Source organism: Burkholderia metallica, assembly GCF_902832845.1.
GTDB classification, from domain to species: Bacteria; Pseudomonadota; Gammaproteobacteria; order Burkholderiales; family Burkholderiaceae; genus Burkholderia; species Burkholderia metallica.
This window is the reverse complement of sequence record NZ_CADFDB010000004.1, coordinates 218,620-240,842: the sequence shown is the minus strand read 5'-3', so window position 1 is coordinate 240,842 and position 22,223 is coordinate 218,620. Positions and strand designations below refer to the sequence as shown.

At 69.7% G+C, this 22,223-nt stretch carries 19 protein-coding genes and 1 riboswitch; of the genes, 15 read left to right on the top strand and 4 right to left on the bottom strand.

Annotation, left to right across the window (positions count from 1 at the left end):
* The first annotated feature begins 32 nt into the window (after positions 1 to 32).
* The 5 genes from HWX08_RS13925 (at position 33) to HWX08_RS13905 (ending at position 5,102) form a co-directional block, all read left to right on the top strand.
* Entirely contained in the window at positions 33 to 1,097 is a 1,065-nt protein-coding gene (locus HWX08_RS13925) for a LacI family DNA-binding transcriptional regulator (RefSeq protein WP_069257528.1), read from the top strand.
* Between the two features lie 168 nt (positions 1,098 to 1,265).
* Positions 1,266 to 2,300 (top strand): xylose isomerase, encoded by a 1,035-nt coding sequence (locus HWX08_RS13920; protein ID WP_174921055.1) that lies wholly within the window; start codon positions 1,266 to 1,268, stop codon positions 2,298 to 2,300.
* Positions 2,301 to 2,338: 38 nt separating this feature from the next.
* Entirely contained in the window at positions 2,339 to 3,166 is an 828-nt protein-coding gene (locus HWX08_RS13915; RefSeq protein ID WP_174921054.1) for a TIM barrel protein, read from the top strand.
* A 70-nt stretch (positions 3,167 to 3,236) separates the two neighbouring features.
* Positions 3,237 to 4,223, top strand: coding sequence for an inositol 2-dehydrogenase (iolG, locus tag HWX08_RS13910; protein ID WP_069257531.1), 987 nt, complete (start codon positions 3,237 to 3,239; stop codon positions 4,221 to 4,223).
* A gap of 192 nt (positions 4,224 to 4,415) precedes the next feature.
* Positions 4,416 to 5,102, top strand: a complete 687-nt coding sequence (locus HWX08_RS13905) for an HAD family hydrolase (RefSeq protein ID WP_069257532.1) — start codon at positions 4,416 to 4,418, stop codon at positions 5,100 to 5,102.
* Positions 5,103 to 5,229: 127 nt separating this feature from the next.
* On the opposite strand, the gene ribB is transcribed toward HWX08_RS13905, so the two are convergent.
* From ribB to HWX08_RS13890, 3 genes are all read right to left on the bottom strand, one after another.
* The gene (gene ribB, locus HWX08_RS13900; protein ID WP_006489272.1) at positions 5,230 to 5,940 is read right to left on the bottom strand and encodes a 3,4-dihydroxy-2-butanone-4-phosphate synthase; all 711 of its coding nucleotides are present in this window, start codon (positions 5,938 to 5,940) and stop codon (positions 5,230 to 5,232) included.
* A 118-nt stretch (positions 5,941 to 6,058) separates the two neighbouring features.
* A riboswitch (FMN riboswitch) is annotated at positions 6,059 to 6,208 on the bottom strand.
* A gap of 189 nt (positions 6,209 to 6,397) precedes the next feature.
* Entirely contained in the window at positions 6,398 to 7,099 is a 702-nt protein-coding gene (locus HWX08_RS13895; RefSeq protein ID WP_069257533.1) for a helix-turn-helix domain-containing protein, read from the bottom strand.
* Between the two features lie 254 nt (positions 7,100 to 7,353).
* Positions 7,354 to 8,529 carry an MFS transporter gene (locus HWX08_RS13890; protein ID WP_174921053.1) on the bottom strand — a complete coding sequence of 392 codons (1,176 nt, stop codon included), beginning with the start codon at positions 8,527 to 8,529 and terminating at the stop codon, positions 7,354 to 7,356.
* A 147-nt stretch (positions 8,530 to 8,676) separates the two neighbouring features.
* On the opposite strand from HWX08_RS13890, the gene HWX08_RS13885 reads away from it, so the two are divergent.
* From HWX08_RS13885 to lnt, 8 genes are all read left to right on the top strand, one after another.
* Positions 8,677 to 9,609 (top strand): LysR family transcriptional regulator, encoded by a 933-nt coding sequence (locus tag HWX08_RS13885; RefSeq protein WP_069257534.1) that lies wholly within the window; start codon positions 8,677 to 8,679, stop codon positions 9,607 to 9,609.
* Positions 9,610 to 9,825: 216 nt separating this feature from the next.
* Entirely contained in the window at positions 9,826 to 11,199 is a 1,374-nt protein-coding gene (gene miaB, locus HWX08_RS13880) for a tRNA (N6-isopentenyl adenosine(37)-C2)-methylthiotransferase MiaB (protein WP_069257535.1), read from the top strand.
* Between the two features lie 29 nt (positions 11,200 to 11,228).
* Positions 11,229 to 12,275, top strand: a complete 1,047-nt coding sequence (locus tag HWX08_RS13875; RefSeq protein WP_069257536.1) for a PhoH family protein — start codon at positions 11,229 to 11,231, stop codon at positions 12,273 to 12,275.
* Between the two features lie 144 nt (positions 12,276 to 12,419).
* Positions 12,420 to 13,202, top strand: coding sequence for an rRNA maturation RNase YbeY (ybeY, locus tag HWX08_RS13870; RefSeq protein WP_069257537.1), 783 nt, complete (start codon positions 12,420 to 12,422; stop codon positions 13,200 to 13,202).
* Positions 13,203 to 13,214: 12 nt separating this feature from the next.
* Positions 13,215 to 13,847: a gamma-glutamylcyclotransferase gene (locus tag HWX08_RS13865; RefSeq protein ID WP_069257538.1), complete on the top strand. Its 633-nt coding sequence runs from the start codon at positions 13,215 to 13,217 to the stop codon at positions 13,845 to 13,847.
* Positions 13,848 to 13,918: 71 nt separating this feature from the next.
* A complete protein-coding gene (locus HWX08_RS13860; protein WP_167375372.1) occupies positions 13,919 to 14,068 on the top strand; it encodes a hypothetical protein in 150 nt (49 codons plus the stop codon).
* Between the two features lie 307 nt (positions 14,069 to 14,375).
* Positions 14,376 to 15,263, top strand: coding sequence for an HlyC/CorC family transporter (locus tag HWX08_RS13855; RefSeq protein WP_069257539.1), 888 nt, complete (start codon positions 14,376 to 14,378; stop codon positions 15,261 to 15,263).
* Positions 15,264 to 15,315: 52 nt separating this feature from the next.
* Complete coding sequence (gene lnt / locus HWX08_RS13850) at positions 15,316 to 17,004, top strand: apolipoprotein N-acyltransferase (RefSeq protein ID WP_069257540.1); 1,689 nt, start codon at positions 15,316 to 15,318, stop codon at positions 17,002 to 17,004.
* Positions 17,005 to 17,080: 76 nt separating this feature from the next.
* Here lnt and HWX08_RS13845 read toward each other — a convergent pair whose 3' ends face one another.
* On the bottom strand, positions 17,081 to 18,754 hold the full coding sequence (locus HWX08_RS13845) for a tetratricopeptide repeat-containing glycosyltransferase family protein (RefSeq protein ID WP_174921052.1): 1,674 nt from the start codon (positions 18,752 to 18,754) through the stop codon (positions 17,081 to 17,083).
* A 332-nt stretch (positions 18,755 to 19,086) separates the two neighbouring features.
* On the opposite strand from HWX08_RS13845, the gene glyQ reads away from it, so the two are divergent.
* Positions 19,087 to 20,091 (top strand): glycine--tRNA ligase subunit alpha, encoded by a 1,005-nt coding sequence (gene glyQ / locus HWX08_RS13840; RefSeq protein WP_076605924.1) that lies wholly within the window; start codon positions 19,087 to 19,089, stop codon positions 20,089 to 20,091.
* A 22-nt stretch (positions 20,092 to 20,113) separates the two neighbouring features.
* Positions 20,114 to 22,213 (top strand): glycine--tRNA ligase subunit beta, encoded by a 2,100-nt coding sequence (gene glyS / locus HWX08_RS13835; RefSeq protein WP_174921051.1) that lies wholly within the window; start codon positions 20,114 to 20,116, stop codon positions 22,211 to 22,213.
* The last annotated feature ends 10 nt before the right edge of the window (positions 22,214 to 22,223 follow it).

The following is a 22,223-nucleotide window of genomic DNA, read 5'->3' as shown; positions in this document are numbered from 1 at the left end:
GTGCAGAGGGCGACATCCTCCAGGAGACGACCATGGCAGGCGAATCCGGGCCGCGCTGGCGCAAGCGCACCGCGCGCTTCGACGAGATCGCGGCGCTCGCCGGGGTCAGCACGACCACCGTCGACCGCGTGCTGAACGAGCGCGGCAGCGTATCGGCGCAGGCCCGCGAGCGCGTGGTCGCGGCCGCGCGGCAGCTCGGCGTGCCGCGCCAGTTGCCCGACACGCGGCACGGGCTGATCCACGTCGACGTGCTGCTGCCGGACACCGACGCACCGTTCTTCCGGCGGCTGCAGCAGGCGCTGCAGCGCTCGCTGCAGATGCTCGACCGGCGCGTGGTCGTGCATCGGACGATCCTGCCCGCCGCGGACGACGAGCGGGCCGCCGCGCTGATCGAACGGCCCGCGTACCGGCGCGCGGCGCTGATCGTCACCGCGCGCGACACGGCCCGCGTGCGCGACGCGCTGGCCGGCGCGATCGCGCGCGGCGAGACCGTCGTCACGATGGTCACCGACATCGGCGGCATCGACCGCGCGCACTTCGCGGGCATCGACAACTATCGCGCCGGCCGCACGGCCGGCTACTACATCGGCCGCCTCGCGGCACGCCCGGGGCGCGTGCTGCTGCTCGGCGGACGCATGGGCTACCGTGCGCACGCGGACCGGATGGCCGGCTGCCGCGACCAGCTCGCCGACGCGTTCGCCGCCGTCCGCTGCGACGACGCGCCGGTCGAGACGCTCGACCAGGACGACCGCTGCTACCGCGCGGTGACGAAGGCGCTGCAGGCGCACGACGACGTGGTCGCGATCTACAACAGCGGCGCCGGCTCGGCCGGCATCGAAGCAGCGCTGCGCAAGGCCGGCGCGACCGGCCGCGTCGTGTGGATCGGCCACGAGATGCTCGACGAGCACCGCGCGTTCATCGAAGCCGGCGCGATGGATCTCGCGATCGACCAGGACCCGGACGGCCAGGCAATTTCCGCGCTGCAGCACGTGCTGCATGCGTGCGGGATCGTGGAGCAGCCGCCGCCGGCCGACCCGGTCGAATTCCGCGTGTTCTGTCCGGCCAACGTGAGGACGAGCGCCTACCTGCCGGCCTGAGTCCCGCCGCCCGGCGCGCCATCCGGAGCACCGTCCGCCGCGCCGCATGCGCATCGCGAAAAAATCGATCGCCGCATTGGCGATTTTTCGTCAACGTTTGTCATGCGGCGCGCGCCGCGCATCCGTACATTGGGCAGCCATTCCCATGACAACGGCGGACAGGAGACGATGGCTGAACCGATCCTCATCGGCGTGAACCTCGACGGCGTGCTCGAACACGACGGCCTGCCGTTGCCCGCGCCTGCCGAACGCTTCCGCATGGTCGCCGGCGCCGGCGTGTTCGACTACGTCGAAAAGAACCCGGTGCGCGGCGAGGACCTGTCGCCGTATTTCGCGCTGGTCGAGCGCCATGCGCTGCCGATTCGCGTAATCGGCGGCATCTGGCGCGCGGGCCGCGACGAAGCGCACGTCGCCGAGATCGTCGCCGCGGGCGCGCGCTTCGGCAGCACGGTGCTCAACTGCCAGCTCGACGCGCATCATGCCGACGGCCATCCGCTGTCCGACCGCGAGGTCGCCGATTTCTACCTGCGTGCCTACGAGCGCGGCGAGCCGGCCGGCTGCCTGCCGAGCCTGGAAGTGCACGTCGACATGTGGAGCGAGGATTTCGCGCGCGTCGCATGCGTCGCGCGGCATGTCGAACAGGCCGGCGTGCCGTTCCGGATCACGCTCGATCATTCGCATCTGCTGTTCAAGCTCGGCAATCGCGCCGAACTCGCCGCATCGGGCCTGCACGACGCGACCGACGGCGGCCGCCGGATGCTCGACCCGGCGTCTCCCGACGCCGTCTACGCCGACTGGATCGCGCGCGGCTGGGTCGCGCATGCGCATGCGCGCAGCGTGACGCCGAACAATCCGGCCAACCCGTGGATGCGACGCGCCGACGGCCGGCCCGGGCGCGGCATCCAGTATCCGTTCGTCGCCCCCGCGCCGGGCACCTATCACCGCGCATGGGATGCGGCGGAACTCGACACGTGGAAAGCCGCGCTGCACCGGTTGCTGCAATCGCAGGTCCATACCCGGCCCGCACGGCTCGAACAGATCAGTTGCGAGTTCATTCCGTTTCCCGACTACGGCGGCGGCGCACGCTATTCGATCTTCGACAACAACGTCGCGTGCGCCCGCTGGCTGCGCGACACGTGGCACGCGCTCGCCACGGCGCCGGCGAACGGGCCGGCGGCGGACGTCGCGCACACCGGCACCTGATTCGCCCCCCGCCCCACTCGAAACCCGAGGACAGAACGATGACGCAGGCCTTTCATTTTTCGCTGAACCGGATGAGCGCACCGCGCTTGCCGCTCGACCGTTACGTCGCGCTGTGCCGGCGCCTCGGTGTCGACACGATCGAGATCCGCAACGATCTCGACGGCGTCGAGATCACCGACGGCACGCCGGCCGCCGCCGTGCGCGCGACGGCCGAAGCCGGCGGCGTGACGATCCTGACGATCAACGCGCTGCAGCGCTTCGAGCAATGGAGTGCCGAGCGCGCGGACGAGGCAACCGCGCTGGCCGACTACGCGGCGCAATGCGGCGCACGTGCGCTCGTGCTGTGCCCGACCAACAGCCGCGGCGACACGCGCAGCGCCGACGCCCGTCATGCCGATCTCGTACGCGCATTGAAGGCGCTGAAGCCGATCCTCGAAGCACGCAACCTGCTCGGCTTCATCGAGCCGCTCGGCTTCGAGGAATGCGCGCTGCGCCGCAAGTCCGATGCGGTGAAGGGCATCTACGACGCCGCGGGCGAACAGGTGTTCCGGCTCGTGCACGACACGTTCCACCATCACCTGTCGGGCGAGGACATCTTCTTCCCGAACCTGACGGGCCTCGTGCACATCTCGGGCGTCGAAGAAGGCGACCTGCCGGTCGACCGGATGCGCGACGGCCATCGCGTGCTGGTCGGCGGCGCCGACCGGCTCGGCAATATCCGGCAACTGCGCGAACTGCTCGCGCGCGGCTACCGGGGCGCGCTCTCGTTCGAGCCGTTCGCGAACGAAATCGCCGAAGCCGACGACATCGAAGACCGGCTGCGCGCGAGCATCGACTACGTACGCGACGAACTGGCAGATCGATGATCGCCGCCACAGTGCGCGGCCACCCGCGCCGCGTGCCGGCGCAACATCACACAATCAACAGGAGAACGGAATGATCGAATTCGCGTTGTTCGGCGCGGGCCGGATCGGCAAGATCCACGCGGCGAATCTCGCGCGCCATCCGGGCGCGAAGCTGAAGTATGTGGTCGACCGGCATGCGCCGTCGGCCGACGCGCTGGCGCACGCGCACGGCGCGCAGGTGGCCGATGTCGAGCGCGCGCTCGGCGACCCGTCGGTGCAGGCTGTGGTGATCGCCTCGAGCACCGACACGCATGCGGACCTGATCGTCGCGGCGGCGAATGCGGGCAAGGCCGTGTTCTGCGAGAAGCCCGTCGACCTGAGCGTCGAGCGCGCGCGTGCGTGCGCGGAGGTCGTCCGGCGCAGCGGCGTGACGTGCATGATCGGCTTCCAGCGCCGCTTCGACCCGACGTTCGCGGCGCTGAAGGCGCGTGTCGAGCGCGGCGAGATCGGCGCGCCGGAAATGCTGGTCGTCACGAGCCGCGACCCGGGCGCGCCGCCCGTCGACTACCTCCGCAGCTCGGGCGGCATCTTCAAGGACATGCTGATCCACGACTTCGACGTGTTCCGCTGGATCCTCGGCGACGAAGCGCAGACGCTGCACGCGACCGGCAGCTGCCTGACCGATCCGGCCGTGCTGGCCGCGGGCGACATCGACTCGACCGCAGTGACCATCCGCACGCGGCGCGGCTTGCTGTGCCAGATCAACACGTCGCGACGCGCCGCCTACGGCTACGACCAGCGCTTCGAGCTGCTCGGCAGCAACGGCATGCTGCAGGCCGGCAACGTGCGGCCGACCGAGGTGAGCGCATGGCTCGCGGGCGGCATCGCGACGGACGTGCCGGAGCCGTTCTTCCTCGAGCGCTACCGGCATGCGTATGCGGCCGAGATCGCGCACTTCGTCGACGCGCTGCGCGACGGCACGCGAGTGCGCACGACGATCGACGACGGGCTCGCCGCGCTCGAACTGGCCGAGGCCGCGACGACGTCGTGGCAAACGGGGCGCGTGATCGAGCTGTAGCGGGAGCGGCGGCAAGCGGCGGCGAACCCCGCAAGCGGGCCGCCGCCGGCCGATCGGCGGCACGCCCGGGCGACACGCAGCAAGCACGCCGCCGCATCGGGAAAATTTGCCGAAGCGTCGCACGGCATCCACGTGAAAGCACGTATGATGGCGAATTGATCTGCATCGCCGACATTCCGCTTTTTCACCACCATGCTCGATCACCTCATCTGCGACTGCGACGGCGTGCTCGTCGACAGCGAAGTCATCGCCGACCGCGTGCTGCTCGACACGCTGTCCGCCACGTTCCCGAATCTCGATTTCGAAGCCGCCGCGAAGTCGGCGTTCGGCCAGCAGACGTCGCGCTTCCTGGCGGGCATCGAGTCCCGCTTCGGGATCGAGATGCCGGCCAACTTCATCGAGACCATCGAGCACAACATCGAGAGCGCGCTCGCGCAATCGCTCGCGCCGATCACCGGCGTGCGCGACGCACTGCTGAAGGTCACGCTGCCGGCGGCCGTCGTGTCGAACAGCCGGCTCGCGCGCGTGCGCAGTTCGCTGAAGCGCGCGTCGCTCACCGAAATCTTCGGCGATCGCGTGTTCAGCTCCGAGCAGGTGGCGCGGCCGAAGCCCTACCCCGACGTCTACCTGCATGCGGCGCGCACGCTCGGCGTCGCGCCGGAGCGCTGCATCGTCGTCGAGGACAGCGTGTCCGGCCTGAATGCGGCGCGCGCGGCGGGCATGAAGACGATCGCGTTCGTCGGTGCGAGCCACATCCCCGACAACTACGCGGACGCGCTGCGCGCGATGGGCATCACGCGGATCATGCGCGGGATGGACGAACTGCCGGCACTCGTCGAAGCCGGCATGCGCGGCGAGTTCGGCGACGTACAGTCCTGACGGGCACGCCGGCCCGGTCAGGCCGATCGGGCCGATCCGGCGTGCGCCGGTTCACGCACGCCGCGCCACGGGCGCGCGAACGCGCCCGCCTTGCGCGGGCCCGCGTTCCGGCCCGCCCTCCGTTTTCTCAGGCCGGTTCGCAGCAGCGCTCGCGCGCGGCGGCCAGCGCCTCGCGAAACTCGACGAGTTCCGCGATCGTCAGCATCGGCAGCCCGTGTCGCTGCGCAAAACGCTCGACATCGTCGCCGCGCGTCATCGTCCCGTCCGGATTCATCAGTTCGCACAGCACGCCGGCCGGCTTCAGGCCCGCGAGGATCGACAGGTCGACCGTGCCTTCGGTATGACCGCGGCGCGCCAGCACGCCGCCCGGTTGCGCGCGCAGCGGAAAGACGTGGCCGGGGCGCACGATGTCGTGCGGCTTCGCGCCGTCGGCGATCGCCGCGCGGATCGTCGTCACGCGATCGGCCGCCGACACGCCGGTATGCACGCCTTCGCGCGCCTCGATCGACACGGTGAACGCGGTGCCGTTGCGGCTCTCGTTGGTCTGCACCATCGGCGGCAGCTCGAGCGCGCGCACGGTATCGTCGGTCAGGCACAGGCACACGATGCCGCTGCATTCGCGGATCAGCAGCGCCATCGTCTCGGGCGTGATGCGCTCGGCGGCCACGATCAGGTCGGCTTCGTTCTCGCGGTCGTGGTCGTCCTGCAGCACGACCGCGCGGCCTGCGCGCATCGCGTCGAGCGCGGCGGCGATGCGCGGCGGCACCGGTTCGGAATCCAGCAACGGGAGATCGGCAAAGGCGTCGGCGGGCGCCGACGAAACGGACATCAAGGACATGTGAAACGCTCCTCGCAAATACGATTTGGGCGAAAAACGTTTCAGGGCATTGCAAACAGACAGAACGACAACCCGCTTCGCACGCATCGCGAAGCGGCCCTGGCGGACATGACTATCTGCACATCTTCTCTCATCCGGACTGTGACCGTCGGCTCTGGCATTCGACCAGATCTGCTGACCCCGCGCGGATGCGCGGGCGCTCGCGGGCTCGCCGGCTCAACGCCAGCCTACCGCCGGTGGGGAATTTCGCCCCGCCCTGAAGACGCACTGATTGCCGGACGGGACACCCCCGTCAGCGGCGGGCCAAGCATACAACAGCTGCGCGCGCGGCGCAGCGAACATCCTCTAAAACCTTACTGACGACCCTGTCTAACGGCATCGTCCGAACGGCCGACGCACGCCGCGCGATCCCGTCCGGACGGCGGGTGCGCGAAGCGCGTACGTGCGGCCTGCGCGCTCAGCCGGCCGCGTGTGCCGCATGAGCCGCGTGCGCGGCATCGGGCACGAGCCAGCGCGGCGGCACCTCGGGGCTCACCGTCACGCGGAACGCGCGCGCCTCGCTGTCGCCCGGGTTGCGCAGGCTGTACGGCTGGTCGGCATCGAACACGATCGCGTCGCCGGTCGCGAGCAACTGGCGGCGGTCGTGCACGCTGACTTCCAGCGTGCCCTCGCTCACCACGAGATTGACCGTCGTGCCGGGCGCGCGGCGTACGCCGGGCTCGGTATGCAGCGGCGCGATCCGCAGTTCGTGGAACTCGGCCGCGGCCGGCTCGCCTTCCGGGTACAGCGCGCGTGCCGAGAAGCGGCCGTTCGAGCTGACGACGCGCGACGCGCGCTCGGCCGCCAGGTGCTCGAAGCCGTTCACCGCATGGCGGCGCAGGAACGCCGCGACCGACACCTTCAGTGCCGCCGCGATCTTGCAGAGCACCTTGATCGACGGCACGCTGCGCGCCGACTCGATCTGCGCGAGCATCGCGCGCGACACGCCGGACAGCCGCGCGAGCGCATCGAGCGACAGTTGCCGCTCGGCGCGCAAGCGCGCGAGGTTCACGCCGACGACCTGCTCGAGAACGTCGAGCGACGCGGACGCCCGCGCATCGGCGGCGTCGCCGGACTCGAAGGAAGACACGTCGCGCACGAGCGCCAGGGATGAAGACATAGCATTGCCTCCGGGCCGCTGCGCAGCCCTGCATATGGGGTAAGCCGGGATCGGAATCGGGTTGCGCCAGCCACGGCGCGTATCGAGACGCTATCACCCGGCATTGCGCGGGCAAACGAAGTTATCTTCACACCGTTATCAGCATCGCGGAGGAATGCGTTCCTCGCGAACGCTTTCCTGCCGCTATCGCGTCGTGCGGGCGTCGCTTGCTTCGCTCTTTGTTTCGCTGCCGGTTTCGCTGACTGCGTCGCCGCTCATTGCGCCGCCGGCGCTGCCCCGCGGGCCGGCCCGCGCGCGTCGAGCCGCATCGCGAACCCCGTGACGACGAGCGCCGCGAACGTGACCGCGACGGCCACCCACGGCAGCGCATCGAGCGCGAGGCCGTGTTCCAGCGCGAGCCCGCCGAGCCACGCGCCGCCCGCGTTGCCGACGTTGAACGCGCCGATGTTCAGCGTCGACGCGAGATGCGGCGCGCTCTCGGCCTTCTCGACCACGCGCGCCTGCAGCGGCGGCACCGTCGCGAACGCGGCGATGCCCCATACGAACACGGTGACGGCCGCCGCGACCGGCAGGTGGCTCGTCTTCGCGAACACGGCCATCACGGCCATCAGCGCGACGAGGATCGCGATCAGCGACGGCATCAGCGCGCGGTCGGCGAACTTGCCGCCGAGCGTGTTGCCGATCGTGAGGCCCGCGCCGAACAGCACGAGGATCAGCGCGACCGAACGCGGCGAGAAGCCCGACACCGTCTCGAGAATCGGCGCGATGTACGTGAACACGACGAACACGCCGCCGAAGCCGAGCACGGTCATCAGCAGCGCGAGCCACACCTGCGGCTCCTTCAGCACGCGCACTTCGTGGCCAAGGCCCACCGGCCCGCTGTCGTGGCGGTTCGGCACCAGCGCGGCGACGCCGCCGAGCGCCAGCGCGCCGAGCGCGGCGACGATCCAGAACGACGCGCGCCAGCCGAGCATCTGCCCGACGAACGTGCCGAACGGCACGCCGAGCACGTTCGACAGCGTGAGCCCCGTGAACATCAGCGCGATCGCGCTGGCGCGCTTGTCGGCCGGCACGAGCGACGCGGCGACCACCGCGCCGATCCCGAAGAACGACCCGTGCGCGAACGACGTGACGACACGCGCGACCATCAGCATCGTGTAGCCGGACGCACTCGCGCACAGCACGTTGCCGACGATGAAGATCGCCATCAGCAACAGCAGCGCGGCCTTGCGCGGCATGCGGCTCGTCAGCACCGCGAGCAGCGGCGCGCCGACCGCGACGCCGAGCGCGTAGCCGGTGACAAGGAGACCTGCCGACGGCAGCGACACGGCGAGATCGTGCGCGACTTCGGGCAACAGGCCCATGATGATGAATTCGGTGGTGCCGATGGCGAAGGCGCTGATCGCGAGCGCCAGTAACGGAAGGGGCATGACGTTCTCCGGAAGGCGGCGGACGCGGCGCCCGGTCGGTGCCGCACCGCACAAGAAAGCGGGATGTGCGCGCATTGTCCCGAAGACGCCTATATTTGATAATTGGCGTGGCATTTGAACCATTTTCAAATAATTCTGGAAAATCGCATGGATCGACTGGGCGACATCCGGCTGTTCGTCGAGGCGGCGGAACTGGGCAGCCTGTCCGCCGCCGGGCGCAAGCTGAACCTCACGCCGGCCGCCGCGAGCGCGCGCCTCGCGAAGCTCGAGGCGGCGGTCGCCACGCGGCTGTTCGACCGGTCGACCCGGCAGTTGCGGCTCACCGACGAGGGCCGCCTGTACCTGAACGGCTGTCGGCAGGCGTTGCAGGCGCTCGACGACGCAAACGCGCTGCTGCAGGCCGGACGCAACGTCGTCGGCGGCCGCGTGCGGCTGTCGGCGACGTCCGATTTCGGCCGCCGCCGGCTGCTCGACTGGCTCGACGAATTCACCGCGCGCTACCCGGACGTGACGTTCTCGCTGACGGCGTCCGATTCGACGGTCAACCTGTGGCAAGACGAGATCGACCTCGCGATCCGCTTCGCCGCCCCGCCCGACGGCGCGCTGATCGCCCGCCGGCTCGCCGCGGACCGGCGCGTGCCGTGCGCGTCGCCGTCGTTTGTCGAACGCCACGGCCTGCCGCGCGATCCGCACGATCTGGCCCGCTTTCCGTGCAACGTGATCACGGTGGCATCCGGGCCGATGAACACGTGGCGCTTTACGCGCGGCGACGACACGCAGACGTTCACGGTGCCGCTCGCCACCGCGTTCGAGACCAACGACGGCGGGCTCGCCCGCGAATGGGCGCTGCGCGGGCGCGGCATCGTGCTGAATTCGATCTGGGACGTCGCCGACGACATTCGCACCGGGCGGCTCCAGGTCCTGCTGCCCGACTGGCGGCACCAGGGTCCGGCGCTGCACGCGATCTATCCCGGCAAGCGCTACATGGCGCCGCGCGTGCGCGTGCTGCTCGACTTCCTCGTCGAGCGCTTCGCGCGCGAGGAAGCCGCCCACGACGACCTGCTCAACGCATGCCGCTGACGGCCGACGCGCCGGCATTCGGGGGTCCGAACCTCACAGCCGACGTCGCGCGGCCGCAACCCGCCGGCCGCCCGGTGCAGCGCGAAAAGCTATAATGGAAGGCTTTCCCGACGGCTTTTCATGCTTCGCGCGCGCAACTTGCGCGCCGCGCACGGCCGTCCCGATTCACTCTTGACGAGACGCCCCCAGGTCAACCACTGCGAACGGCGAACCCCCATGACCAAGAAAGTTTACGTAAAGACCTTCGGCTGCCAGATGAACGAGTACGACTCGGACAAGATGGTGGACGTGCTGAATGCGGCCGAAGGCCTCGAAAAGACCGACACGCCGGAAGACGCGGACATCATCCTGTTCAACACGTGTTCGGTGCGTGAAAAGGCGCAGGAGAAGGTGTTCTCCGATCTCGGCCGCGTGCGCGAGCTGAAGGAAGCGAAGCCCGGCCTGCTGATCGGCGTCGGCGGCTGCGTCGCGAGCCAGGAAGGCGCATCGATCGTGTCGCGCGCGCCGTACGTCGACCTCGTGTTCGGCCCGCAGACCCTGCACCGCCTGCCGCAGATGATCGACGCGCGCCGCGCGAGCGGCCGCGCGCAGGTCGACATCACGTTCCCCGAAATCGAGAAGTTCGACCACCTGCCGCCCGCGCGCGTCGAGGGGCCGAGCGCGTTCGTGTCGATCATGGAAGGCTGCTCGAAGTACTGCAGCTACTGCGTGGTGCCGTACACGCGCGGCGATGAAGTGTCGCGCCCGCTCGACGACGTGCTGACCGAAGTGGCCGGCCTCGCCGACCAGGGCGTGCGCGAAGTGACGCTGCTCGGCCAGAACGTGAACGCGTACCGCGGCGCGCTGACGGCCGGCTCGCCGGACATCGCCGATTTCGCGACGCTGATCGAATACGTGGCCGACATCCCCGGCATCGAGCGGATCCGCTACACGACGTCGCATCCGAAGGAATTCACGCAGCGCCTGATCGACACCTACGCGAAGGTGCCGAAGCTCGTGAGCCACCTGCACCTGCCGGTCCAGCACGGCTCCGACCGCATCCTGATGGCGATGAAGCGCGGCTACACGGTACTCGAATACAAATCGGTGATCCGCAAGCTGCGCGCGATCCGCCCGGACCTGTCGCTGTCGACCGACATGATCGTCGGCTTCCCCGGCGAGACCGAGGACGACTTCGACAAGATGATGGCACTGGTGCACGAGATGGGCTACGACACGAGCTTCTCGTTCATCTACAGCCCGCGTCCCGGCACGCCGGCCGCGAACCTGCACGACGACACGCCGCGCGAGGTGAAGCTCAAACGCCTGCAACATCTGCAGGCGACCATCGAGGAAAACGTCGCACGCATCAGCCAGTCGATGGTCGGCAAGGTCGAGCGGATTCTCGTCGAAGGCCCGTCGCGCAAGGACCCGAACGAACTCGCCGGCCGCACCGAGAACAACCGGGTCGTGAATTTCCCGGCGCCGCTCGCATCGCACCCGCGCCTGATCGGCCAGATGATCGACGTGAAGATCAACCATGCGTACCCGCATTCGCTGCGCGGCGAGCTCGTGCTCGTGAGCGACGACGCGAGCGCGGCCACCCACTGACCGATGCTCAACAGGAGCCCGACGCCACTTTGAAGCCGACCCAAGCACTGGAATTCGTCGCGCCGCGCGACGACAACGCGCGCCTCGCCAACCTCTGCGGCCCGCTCGACGAGAACCTGCGGCAGATCGAACAGGCGCTCGACGTCACGCTGTCGCGCCGCGGCCACCGGATCGCGATCCGCGGGCGCGGCGCCAAGCTCGCGCTCGCCGCGCTCGAGAACTTCTACAACCGCGCGCGCGATGCGCTGTCGGTCGACGACATCCAGCTCGCGCTGGTCGAAGTGCGCCACACGTCCGGCAACGGCCGCCAGGACACGCTCGACGTGCGCTTTCGCGGCGATCCCGACCACCCGTTCGACGAGCCCGTAGTGCAGCTCGACGCCGGCGAGCCGGACGAGGAGCCCGCGCCGAAGCTGTACACGCGGCGCGCCGACCTGCGCGGCCGCACGCCCGCGCAGCGCGAATACCTGAAGCAGATCCTGTCGCACGACGTGACGTTCGGCATCGGGCCGGCCGGCACCGGCAAGACCTACCTCGCAGTCGCGTGCGCGGTCGACGCGCTCGAGCGCGACCAGGTCAAGCGGATCGTGCTGACGCGCCCGGCCGTCGAGGCCGGCGAGCGGCTCGGCTTCCTGCCGGGCGATCTCGCGCAGAAGGTCGACCCGTACCTGCGTCCGCTGTACGACGCGCTGTACGACCTGCTCGGCTTCGACAAGACGGCGAAGATGTTCGAGCGACAGATGATCGAGATCGCGCCGCTCGCGTACATGCGCGGCCGCACGCTGAACCACGCGTTCATCATCCTCGACGAAGCGCAGAACACGACGCCCGAGCAGATGAAGATGTTCCTCACGCGGATCGGCTTCGGCTCGAAGGCGGTCGTGACCGGCGACACGAGCCAGGTCGACCTGCCGCGCGGCCACAAGAGCGGCCTCGTCGAAGCGCAGCAGGTGCTCGGCGGCGTGCGCGGCATCGCGCTCACGCGCTTCACGAGCGCGGACGTCGTGCGCCATCCGCTCGTCGCGCGCATCGTCGAGGCGTACGACGAATTCCACGCGCAGCACCAGGACGGCTGACCGGCAGGCGGCCGCACGCCGCCCCGGCCAGACAGCCCGGCCCGGCCCGCCAGACGGCGCGCCGGGCTTTTTTTCGCCCGTGTGAATTCGGGTGCGATCGGCCGTTTGGTGTATCCTCAACGCGTTCCAATCGCCGCACGCGTCATGAAATCCTCCCGTTCTCGCAAGTCCGGGCGCGCCCAGTCCGCCGCGCCCGCCTCCCCCCGCCTGTCGCTGTTCGATGCGAAGGGCAAGGCCCGGACCGTCGACGCGCAAGGGCTGCGAATCGACTTCCCGGACGGCCGCAGCCTGATGTTCGACCTGTCGGGCAGTTCGGGGGAAGCCGCCGTTGCGATCGTCGCGCAGCACAACGATCCGGCGATGCGCGCGAAGCTCGCGCTGCAGCCCGAGCACTACGACAGCGTGACGCTGCACGTGGGCGCCGAGCCGGCCCCGCGCGAGGACGAGGACGACACCGAAGACGCGCGGCGCGAACCGGTGCTCGACCTGTCCGTGCAGTACGGCGACGAAATCACGAGCGACGTGCGCAAGACGCTGCCCAAGCGCAAGCTGATCGCCGAATGGATCGAGCCGGCGCTGTTCGCGAGCGCGCAGCTCACCGTGCGTTTCGTCGGCGAGGACGAAGGCCGCGCGCTGAACGGCGGCTACCGCCACAAGGACTACCCGACCAACGTGCTGACCTTCGCGTACGACGCGGCGCCCGACGGCACCGTGATCGGCGACCTCGTGCTGTGCTGCCCGGTCGTCGAGAAGGAAGCGCACGACCAGGGCAAGCCGCTCGCGGCCCACTACGCGCACCTGCTGGTGCACGGCGTGCTGCACGCGCAGGGCTACGACCACGAGACGAGCGACGAGGACGCGGCCGAAATGGAAGCGCTCGAAGTCGACATCCTCGCGAAGCTGGGCTTCCCGAACCCGTACCAGTAAGCCGTCCGCACGATGCGCAACGCCGCGACGCTCCCGCCCGCCTACCCGCCGTCGATCGGCGCCGGGCGCCTGCTGACCGAAGACGAGCTCGCGGCGTCGCTCGCGCACACGATGCGCGACTGGGACGGCCGGCAGGATCTCTGGCTGTTCGGCTATGGCTCGCTGATCTGGAACCCGGGGTTGCCGACCGTCGCCGCCGTGCGCGGCAAGGTGCACGGCTATCATCGCGGGCTCTACCTGTGGTCGCGCGTGAACCGCGGCACGCCCGAACAGCCGGGCCTCGTGCTCGCGCTCGATCGCGGCGGCTCGTGCTCGGGCATCGCGTTCCGGCTAGCCGGCCCGACCGCGCAGCCGCACCTCGAAACGTTGTGGAAACGCGAGATGCCGATGGGTTCGTACCGGCCCGCGTGGCTGCCGTGCTCGCTGGAAAACGGCGAGCGGGTGAACGCGCTCGCGTTCGTGATGCGCCGCGACGCGCCGACCTATACGGGCAAGCTGTCCGATGCTGTCGTGAAGGCCGTGTTCGACTGCGCGGCCGGCCGCTACGGGACGACGCTCGACTACGTGAGCCGCACGGTCGACGCGCTGCGTGCGAGCGGCATCCCCGATCGCGCACTCGAAGGGCTGCTCGCGCGATGCCGGTGACGCGTCACGGCGCCCGGCTTGCCGCCATGCACTGTCGCGCCATGCGCGCATTCGAACGAGGAGCATCGCCGATGAAACCGTCACGCTGGTCGCGTTGCAGGGTTGCCGCGCTGCTCGTCGCCGCGAGCGTCGCACTGTCCGGCTGCGGGATCCTCGGCTGCGGCGGCGCCGCGACCAACGGCGCGGCCGCCGGCGGCTGCTCGGCCGGCATGCGGTTCTGAACGCGGCCTGGCTGCGCAACCCGCGTGCGGCAGAATGCCGCCGCCGCCCGCGTCGGCCGGGCGTTTTCCCGCGTCACCCCTTCCCGCCCCTCGCGCGCCCGTTTTTTTCCGCCGCTGCCCCGCCGACCCTTTCTGGGATAGGATGGGCACGAGGACGACGTCGTGCCCGGCGCGGCCGTCCGCGAGCAGGCCCGCGCGAGCTGCTCACCCTGGCCGAGCGGCCGGCGTGACACGGTCGCGTCGTGCCCTTGGTGTATCCTTGCCTACTCCGTGACCGCGCGCCCCGGCATGACCCGGGCGCACCACCATGAACGATTCGTATCCCAGTCGTAAGCCAACCGACAAACCGCAAGAAAAGCGCTCGCTGCTCGAGCGCCTGACCGACTTCATCTCGCCCGAGCCCGAATCCCGCGGCGAGCTGCTGGAAATCCTCCAGGACGCCCACGAACGCAACCTGATCGACGCCGATTCGCTGTCGATGATCGAAGGCGTGTTCCAGGTATCCGATCTGTGCGCGCGCGACATCATGGTGCCGCGGGCCCAGATGGACGCGATCAACATCGCCGACAAGCCCGAGGATTTCATCCCGTTCGTCCTCGAAAAAGCGCACTCGCGCTACCCCGTGTTCGAGGAGAACCGCGACAACGTGATCGGCGTGCTGCTCGCGAAGGATCTGCTGCGTTTCTATGCCGAAGAGGAATTCGACGTGCGCGGGATGCTGCGCCCGGCCGTGTTCATCCCCGAATCGAAGCGCCTGAACGTGCTGCTGCACGACTTCCGCGTGAACCGCAACCACCTCGCGATCGTCGTCGACGAATACGGCGGCGTCGCGGGCCTGATCACGATCGAGGACGTGCTCGAGCAGATCGTCGGCGACATCGAGGACGAATACGATTTCGACGAGGAAGCCGGCAACATCATCTCGGGGCCCGACGGCCGCTACCGCGTGCGCGCGCTCACCGAGATCGAACAGTTCAACGAGACGTTCGGCACCGATTTCCCCGACGACGAAGTCGACACGATCGGCGGGCTGATCACGCATCACTTCGGCCGCGTCCCGCATCGCGGCGAGAAGCTGCAGCTCGGCAACCTCGTGTTCGAGATCCAGCGCGGCGATGCGCGCCAGGTCCACGTGCTGCTGGTGCGCCGCAACCCGCTCGCCAGCCGTCGCGCCGAAACCTCGCACGAAGACTGACCCCCGCGCGCCAGCCGCGCGTTCCACAACCGCTCGCCCACTTTCGCTTCACATGGACGATCCGATCCTGTCCCGCCCGGCTGGCGGTCTTCTCGCGCCGACACCCGGCCGCGCGCTGCCGCGCTGGCACTACCCGGCCGCGCTGCTCGCCGGCGCCGCCAATACGCTCAGCTTCGCACCGACGCCGCATGGCGGCTGGCTGCAACTCGTCGTATTCGTCTGGTTTTTCGCGCAGCTCACGCGCACCGCGAGCTGGCGCAGCGCAGCGCTCACCGGCGGCGCGTTCGGCTTCGGCAACTTCATCACCGGCATCTGGTGGCTCTACATCAGCATGCACGTGTACGGCGAGATGGCCGCGCCGCTCGCGGGCGGCGCGCTCGTGCTGTTCGCGCTGTACCTGTCGCTGTACCCGGCGTTCTCCGCCGGGCTGTGGTCGTTCTGCGCGGGCCATGCGTGGCATCGCCGCACGCCCGACCCGCGGCCGTTCTCGCCGACCTGGCATGGCGCATTCGCGTTCGCGAGCGCATGGGCGCTCGGCGAATGGCTGCGCGGCACCGTGTTCACCGGCTTTCCGTGGCTCGCCAGCGGCTATCCACAGGTCGACGGCCCGTTCGCGGGCTTCGCGCCGGTCGCCGGCGTGTACGGGATTGCGTGGGTGCTCGCGCTGTTCGCCGCGCTCGTCGTGCAGGCGCTCGCCGCCGCGCGGCCGTCGCCGCTTGCCGAACCCCGCAGCGCGCCTGCACGCGTGCGCATCGCCGCGCCGGCCGGCATCGCGCTCGCGCTGATCGCGGCCGGTCTCGGGCTGTCGCAGGTCACGTGGACCGTGCCCGCGAACGCGCCGCTCACCGTGCGGCTGCTGCAGGGCAACGTGAAGCAGGACATCAAGTTCGAGGAAGCGGGCATCGACGCGGCGATCAAGATGTACACGCAGATGATCATCGAGAAGCCGGCCGACCTGATCGTCACGCCGGAAACCGCGATCGCGGTGATGATCCAGGAGCTGCCCGAACCGTTCGCCGTCGCGATCCGCAAGTTCAGCGACACGACGGGCTCGGCCGTGCTGTTCGGCGCGGTCGGCGCATCGGTGACCGAGGACGGCCACTACGTCGACTACACGAACAGCCTGTACGGCGTGACGCCGAATTCGCGCGACATCTATCACTACGACAAGCACCACCTCGTGCCCTTCGGCGAATTCATCCCGTGGGGATTCCGGTGGTTCGTCAACCTGATGAAGATGCCGCTCGGCGACTTCGCGCGCGGCGCGCCCGTGCAGAAGCCGTTCCTCGTGCACAACCAGCCGGTGATGGCCGACATCTGCTACGAGGACCTGTTCGGCGAGGAAATCGCCGCGACGATCCGCGACAATCCGCAGCCGCCGGGTGTGCTCGTCAACGTGACGAACCTCGCGTGGTTCGGCGACACGATCGCGCTCGACCAGCATCTGCAGATCGCGCGGATGCGCTCGCTCGAAACGGGCCGGCCGATGCTGCGCTCGACCAACACGGGGATGACCGCCGCGATCGATGCGCGCGGCCGCGTGCTCGGCCAGTTGAAGCCGTTCACGATCGGCTCGCTCGACGTGCGGATCGAAGGCACGAGCGGGTTCACGCCTTACGTGACGAGCGGCAACGTCGTCGTGCTCGCGGTGTCGTTCGTGCTGCTCGCGTTCGGCTTCACGTTCGGGCCCGGGCTGCGCCGCCGCAACGGCCGCAAGAACGGCGACGACCAGCCGGAATGACGCAACGCGAGGCCGCCGCGCAATGCGCGGCCGCTGTTGCATGCAGCGGCACGGCCGTCGCGAGCCGGCCGGGCGCTCAGGCCCGCGGGGACAAGTCGGCCGACTCGCCCGACACTGCCGACTGAAGCGGCTGCGCGGCCAGACGCCGCAGGTCGCGACTCACCGCCTCCATCACCGGCGCCCACGCGCCGAACGCCGCCTGCCGGTACAGCGTCGCGCTCGGATACCACGGGCTGTCCGTGCGTTCGAGCTGCCACGGCCAGTGCGGATTCACGTCGAGCAGCACCCACGTGCGCGCGCCGAGCGCGCCCGCCAGGTGCGCGACCGACGTGCACACGGTGATCACGAGATCCAGCGCGCCGATGAACGCGGCCGTCTCGTCGAAGCTCGTCAGTTCCCCCGTGAAATCCTCAATCGCGAAGCCGGCCGCACGCGCGGCCTCGACATCGGCTTCCGCGCCCGGCTGCAGCGAATAGAACGCGGCGCCGTCGATTCCGCGGAACGCGTCGGCATAGCGCTCGAGCCCGACGCGCCGGAACGGATTGCGCTGGTGCCCCGCGCTGCCCGTCCACACGAGCCCGACCTTCAGCCGGCGCTCGCCCGCGAGCCGCGCGCGCCACGCGTCGCGCGCGTGCGGATCGGCCCGCAGATACGGCACCGACGACGCGAGCGTCGACGCCTCCATGCCGAGCATCAGCGGCAGGCCGATCAGCGGGACTTCGTAATCGAAGGCGGGCAGCACGTCGACGCCGCCCCCCGCGCCGAACACGTCCGCATGCGCGCCGAGGCTGCGCTGCATCAACGAGCCGACCGCCGGAAACGTATTCCACGCGAGCCGGCCGCCTTCGCGATGCACGCGTTCGGCGAGCGGCACGACGTAGCGGCAGAACTGCAGCACGTCGCCGAGCCCCTGCTCGCCCCACACCAGCAGCGTCTTGCCGGCGAGCGGCTCGCCCTGCCAGCGCGGGCCCGGCAGCGCCGGCCGGCGGCCGCGCAACTCGCCCGCGCCGTCCCAGCGCGCCTCGTGGCCCTGCCAGCCGGCCGCGAAATTGCCGCGCACGAGCTGGATGATCGCCAGGTTGAAACGGTACGACGCGTCGTCGGGCGCCAGCTCGCACGCGCGCGCCGCATAACGCTCGGCATCGTCCCACCGCTGCGCCTCCTTCATCGCCATCGCGACGTTGTTCATCGCGAGCGCGTTGTCGGGCGCGAGCTCGACGAGCCGCGCCGCGCACGCGAGCGCGCCGTCCAGGTCGTGCATCGCGATCCGCGCGACGACGAGGTTGATCCACGCCTGCACGTCGCGCGGATCGGCCTGTACCGCCGCGTCGAGCAGCGCGACCTCTTCGGCACGATCACCGCCCGACAGCCGCAGCGCGATCGCGAGGTTGTTGCGCAGCGACGGCCGCCCGGCATCGAGCGCCAGCGCCGCGCGATAGGGCGCCACGGCATCCGCGTGACGGCCGGCCATCTGCAGCGCGTAGCCGAGATTGAAATACGCGGGCGCGCCAGGCCGCACGCGCGCCGCGCATTCGGCGAGCGCAACCGCGTCGGCCGTGCGCTGCCGCGCGACGAGCACGCCGGTGAGCTGCGCGAGCGCATCGTCATCGACCGCATGCAGGTGCGCGGCGGCGGCGAGCCACACGTCGTGCGTGGCGTGCTCGCCGCGCGCCTGCGCGTCGGCGGCCTGCCCGAGCAGCGCGAGGAAAGGCGGAAGCAGCGGAATGAGGATGTCGGTCGGATCGTCCATGCGGTCGGGTTCGGCAAGCGGTGGCGCGGCACGCGTCGCGCGCACCGCAATACGCGCATCTTAACGCCCGCGCGAAACCGTGCGACACCGTGCGGCCGCCGCGTCGCGACGTGCCGCGCGCGGGCTGCCCGGCGTGCGTCGGCCGCGCCCGCGCACGCCGCTCGAACGAGGCGGGCGGTGCACCCGCCCGCGTTCCGGCCGCATCCGCCCGCCGATCCGGTAAAATTACGCGTTTCAGCACACTAACAAGCCGCGCCGCCGCGCGAGCCGACCCTCCGGGCCCCGCCCGGAGCGCCGCCCGCAACGGAGCGCCCGCGCCACGAAGGCTCTTCATGCTTACGTTTCAGCAAATCATCCTGACGCTGCAGTCCTACTGGGACAAGCAGGGTTGCGCCCTGCTCCAGCCCATCGACATGGAAGTCGGCGCGGGCACGTCGCACGTCCACACGTTCCTGCGCGCGGTCGGCCCCGAGCCGTGGCGCGCCGCGTACGTGCAGCCGTCGCGCCGCCCGAAGGACGGCCGCTACGGCGAGAACCCGAACCGCCTGCAGCACTACTACCAGTACCAGGTCGTGCTCAAGCCGGCGCCGGAAAACATCCTCGACCTGTACCTCGGCTCGCTCGAGGCACTCGGCTTCGACCTGAAGCAGAACGACGTGCGCTTCGTCGAGGACGACTGGGAAAACCCGACGCTCGGCGCGTGGGGCCTCGGCTGGGAAGTGTGGCTGAACGGAATGGAAGTCACGCAGTTCACGTACTTCCAGGAAGTCGGCGGCCTCGAATGCAAGCCCGTGCTCGGCGAAATCACGTACGGCCTCGAGCGCCTCGCGATGTACCTGCAGAAGGTCGAGAACGTGTACGACCTCGTGTGGACCGAGTGGGAAGAGCACGGCCCGAACGGCCCCGAGCTGCGCCGCCTGTCGTACGGCGACGTCTACCACCAGAACGAGGTCGAGCAGTCGACCTACAACTTCGAGCACGCGAACGTCGACCTGCTGTTCACGTTCTTCAACAGCTACGAGGCGGAAGCGAAGAAGATGATCGACGCGCAGCTCGCGCTGCCCGCGTACGAACTCGTGCTGAAGGCCGGCCACACGTTCAACCTGCTCGATGCGCGCGGCGCGATCTCGGTCACCGAGCGCGCGGCATACATCGGCCGCATCCGCGCGCTGTCGCGTCTCGTCGCCCAGGCTTACTACGACTCGCGCGAGAAGCTCGGCTTCCCGATGCTCGGCAACCCGCCGGGCGTGCCGGGCCTCACCACCGACGCCCAGGACGCCGCACAGCCGGCATGGGTGCCGCCGCTCAAGGTCGAACGCAACATCGATCAGGTCTGACGAGACGAGATTTCATCCAAACATGACGCACAATCATCCCGCCCCCCTGCTCGTCGAACTGCTGACCGAAGAGCTGCCGCCGAAGGCCCTCGCGCGCCTCGGCGACGCATTCGCCGAAGGCCTCGCGCAACGCCTCGCCGCGCGCGACCTCGTCGACGGCGAACTCGTGTTCGAACGCTACGCGACGCCGCGCCGCCTCGCCGTCGTCGTGCAGAACGTGCGCGCCGTCGCACCGGAAAAGCAGGTCCGCGAAAAGGTCCTGCCCGTATCGGTGGCGCTCGACGCCGAAGGCAAGCCCACCGCGCCGCTCGCGAAGAAGCTCGCGGCGCTCGGCCACCCGAACCTGTCGATCGCCGATCTCGAGCGCGCGCAGGACGGCAAGGCCGAAGCGTTCTTCGTCAATTATTCGGCGGCCGGCGCGACGCTCGCCGACGGCCTGCAGGCCGCGCTCGACGAAACGCTCGCGAAGCTGCCGATCCCGAAGTTCATGACCTACCAGCGCCCGGACGGCTCCGACGTGAAGTTCGTGCGCCCCGTGCATCGCCTGACCGTGCTGCACGACGATCGCATCGTGCCCGTGACCGCGTTCGGCATCGACGCCGGCGACACGACGCTCGGCCACCGCTTCCTGTCCGACGGCCTCGTCGCGATCCAGCATGCGCACGCGTACGCCGACACGCTGCGCGACAAGGGCCGCGTGATTGCGCACTTCGCCGACCGCCGCGAAACGATCCGCACGCAGCTGAACGAGCATGCGGACGGCGACACGGTCGTGATGCCCGAAGCACTGCTCGACGAAGTGACGTCGCTGGTCGAATGGCCGGTCGTCTATCCGTGCCGCTTCGAGGACGAATTCCTGCAGGTGCCGCAGGAATGCCTGATCCTCACGATGCAGACGAACCAGAAGTATTTCGCGCTGACCGACGTCGGCGGCAAGCTGCGCTCGCGCTTCCTGATCGTGTCGAACATCGACACGAAGACGCCGGGCGAGATCATCGAAGGCAACGAGCGCGTCGTGCGCCCGCGCCTCGCCGATGCGAAGTTCTTCTTCGAGCAGGACAAGAAGAAGCCGCTCGCGGAGCGCGTGCCGCTGCTCGCGAACGTCGTGTATCACAACAAGCTCGGTTCGGCGCTCGCGCGCGTCGAGCGCCTCGAGGCGCTGGCCGGCGAGATCGCGCCCGCGATCGGCGCCGACGCCGCGCACGCGAAGCGCGCCGCGCGCCTCGCGAAGGCCGACCTGCTGACCGACATGGTCGGCGAATTCCCGGAACTGCAGGGCACGATGGGCACGTACTACGCGCGCCACGACGGCGAAGCCGACGACGTCGCGCTCGCGTGCGCCGAGCACTACCAGCCGCGCTTCTCCGGCGACGCACTGCCGACCACACCCGTGTCGACCGCCGTCGCGCTCGCCGACAAGCTCGAGACGATCGTCGGCATCTGGGGCATCGGCCTCGCGCCGACCGGCGAGAAGGACCCGTTCGCGCTGCGCCGCCACGCGCTCGGCGTGCTGCGCCTGCTGCTCGAGAAGCAGTTGCCGCTCGACCTCGTGTCGCTGCTGCGCACGGCCCACGCGCGCTTCGAGGGCATGCCGGGCGTCGCCGAATCGACCGATGCGATTCTCGCGTTCTTCATGGACCGCCTGCGCGGCCTGCTGCGCGAGCGCGGCTACTCGGCCGGCGAAGTCGACGCGGTGCTGAGCCTGAACCCGACGCGCATCGACGATCTCGTCGCACGCCTCGACGCGGTGCGCGAATTCACGCATCTTGTGGAAGCGGAAGCGCTCGCGGCCGCGAACAAGCGGATCTCGAACATCCTGAAGAAGTCGGAAGGCGGCGCGAACGGCGCGGTGCAGCCGGCGCTGCTCGTCGAGGCCGCCGAGAAGGCGCTGCACGAACAGCTCGCCGCCGTGACGCCGCACGTGCAGTCGCAGCTCGAGGCGCGTGCATACACGGGCGCGCTGTCGGCGCTCGCCGCGCTGCGCGCGCCGGTCGACACGTTCTTCAACGACGTGATGGTCAACGCGGACGATCCGGCGCTGCGCGCGAACCGTCTCGCGCTGCTGTCCGCGCTGCATCAGCAGATGAACTGCGTCGCCGACATCTCGAAGCTCGCTGCGTAAGGGCCGAACG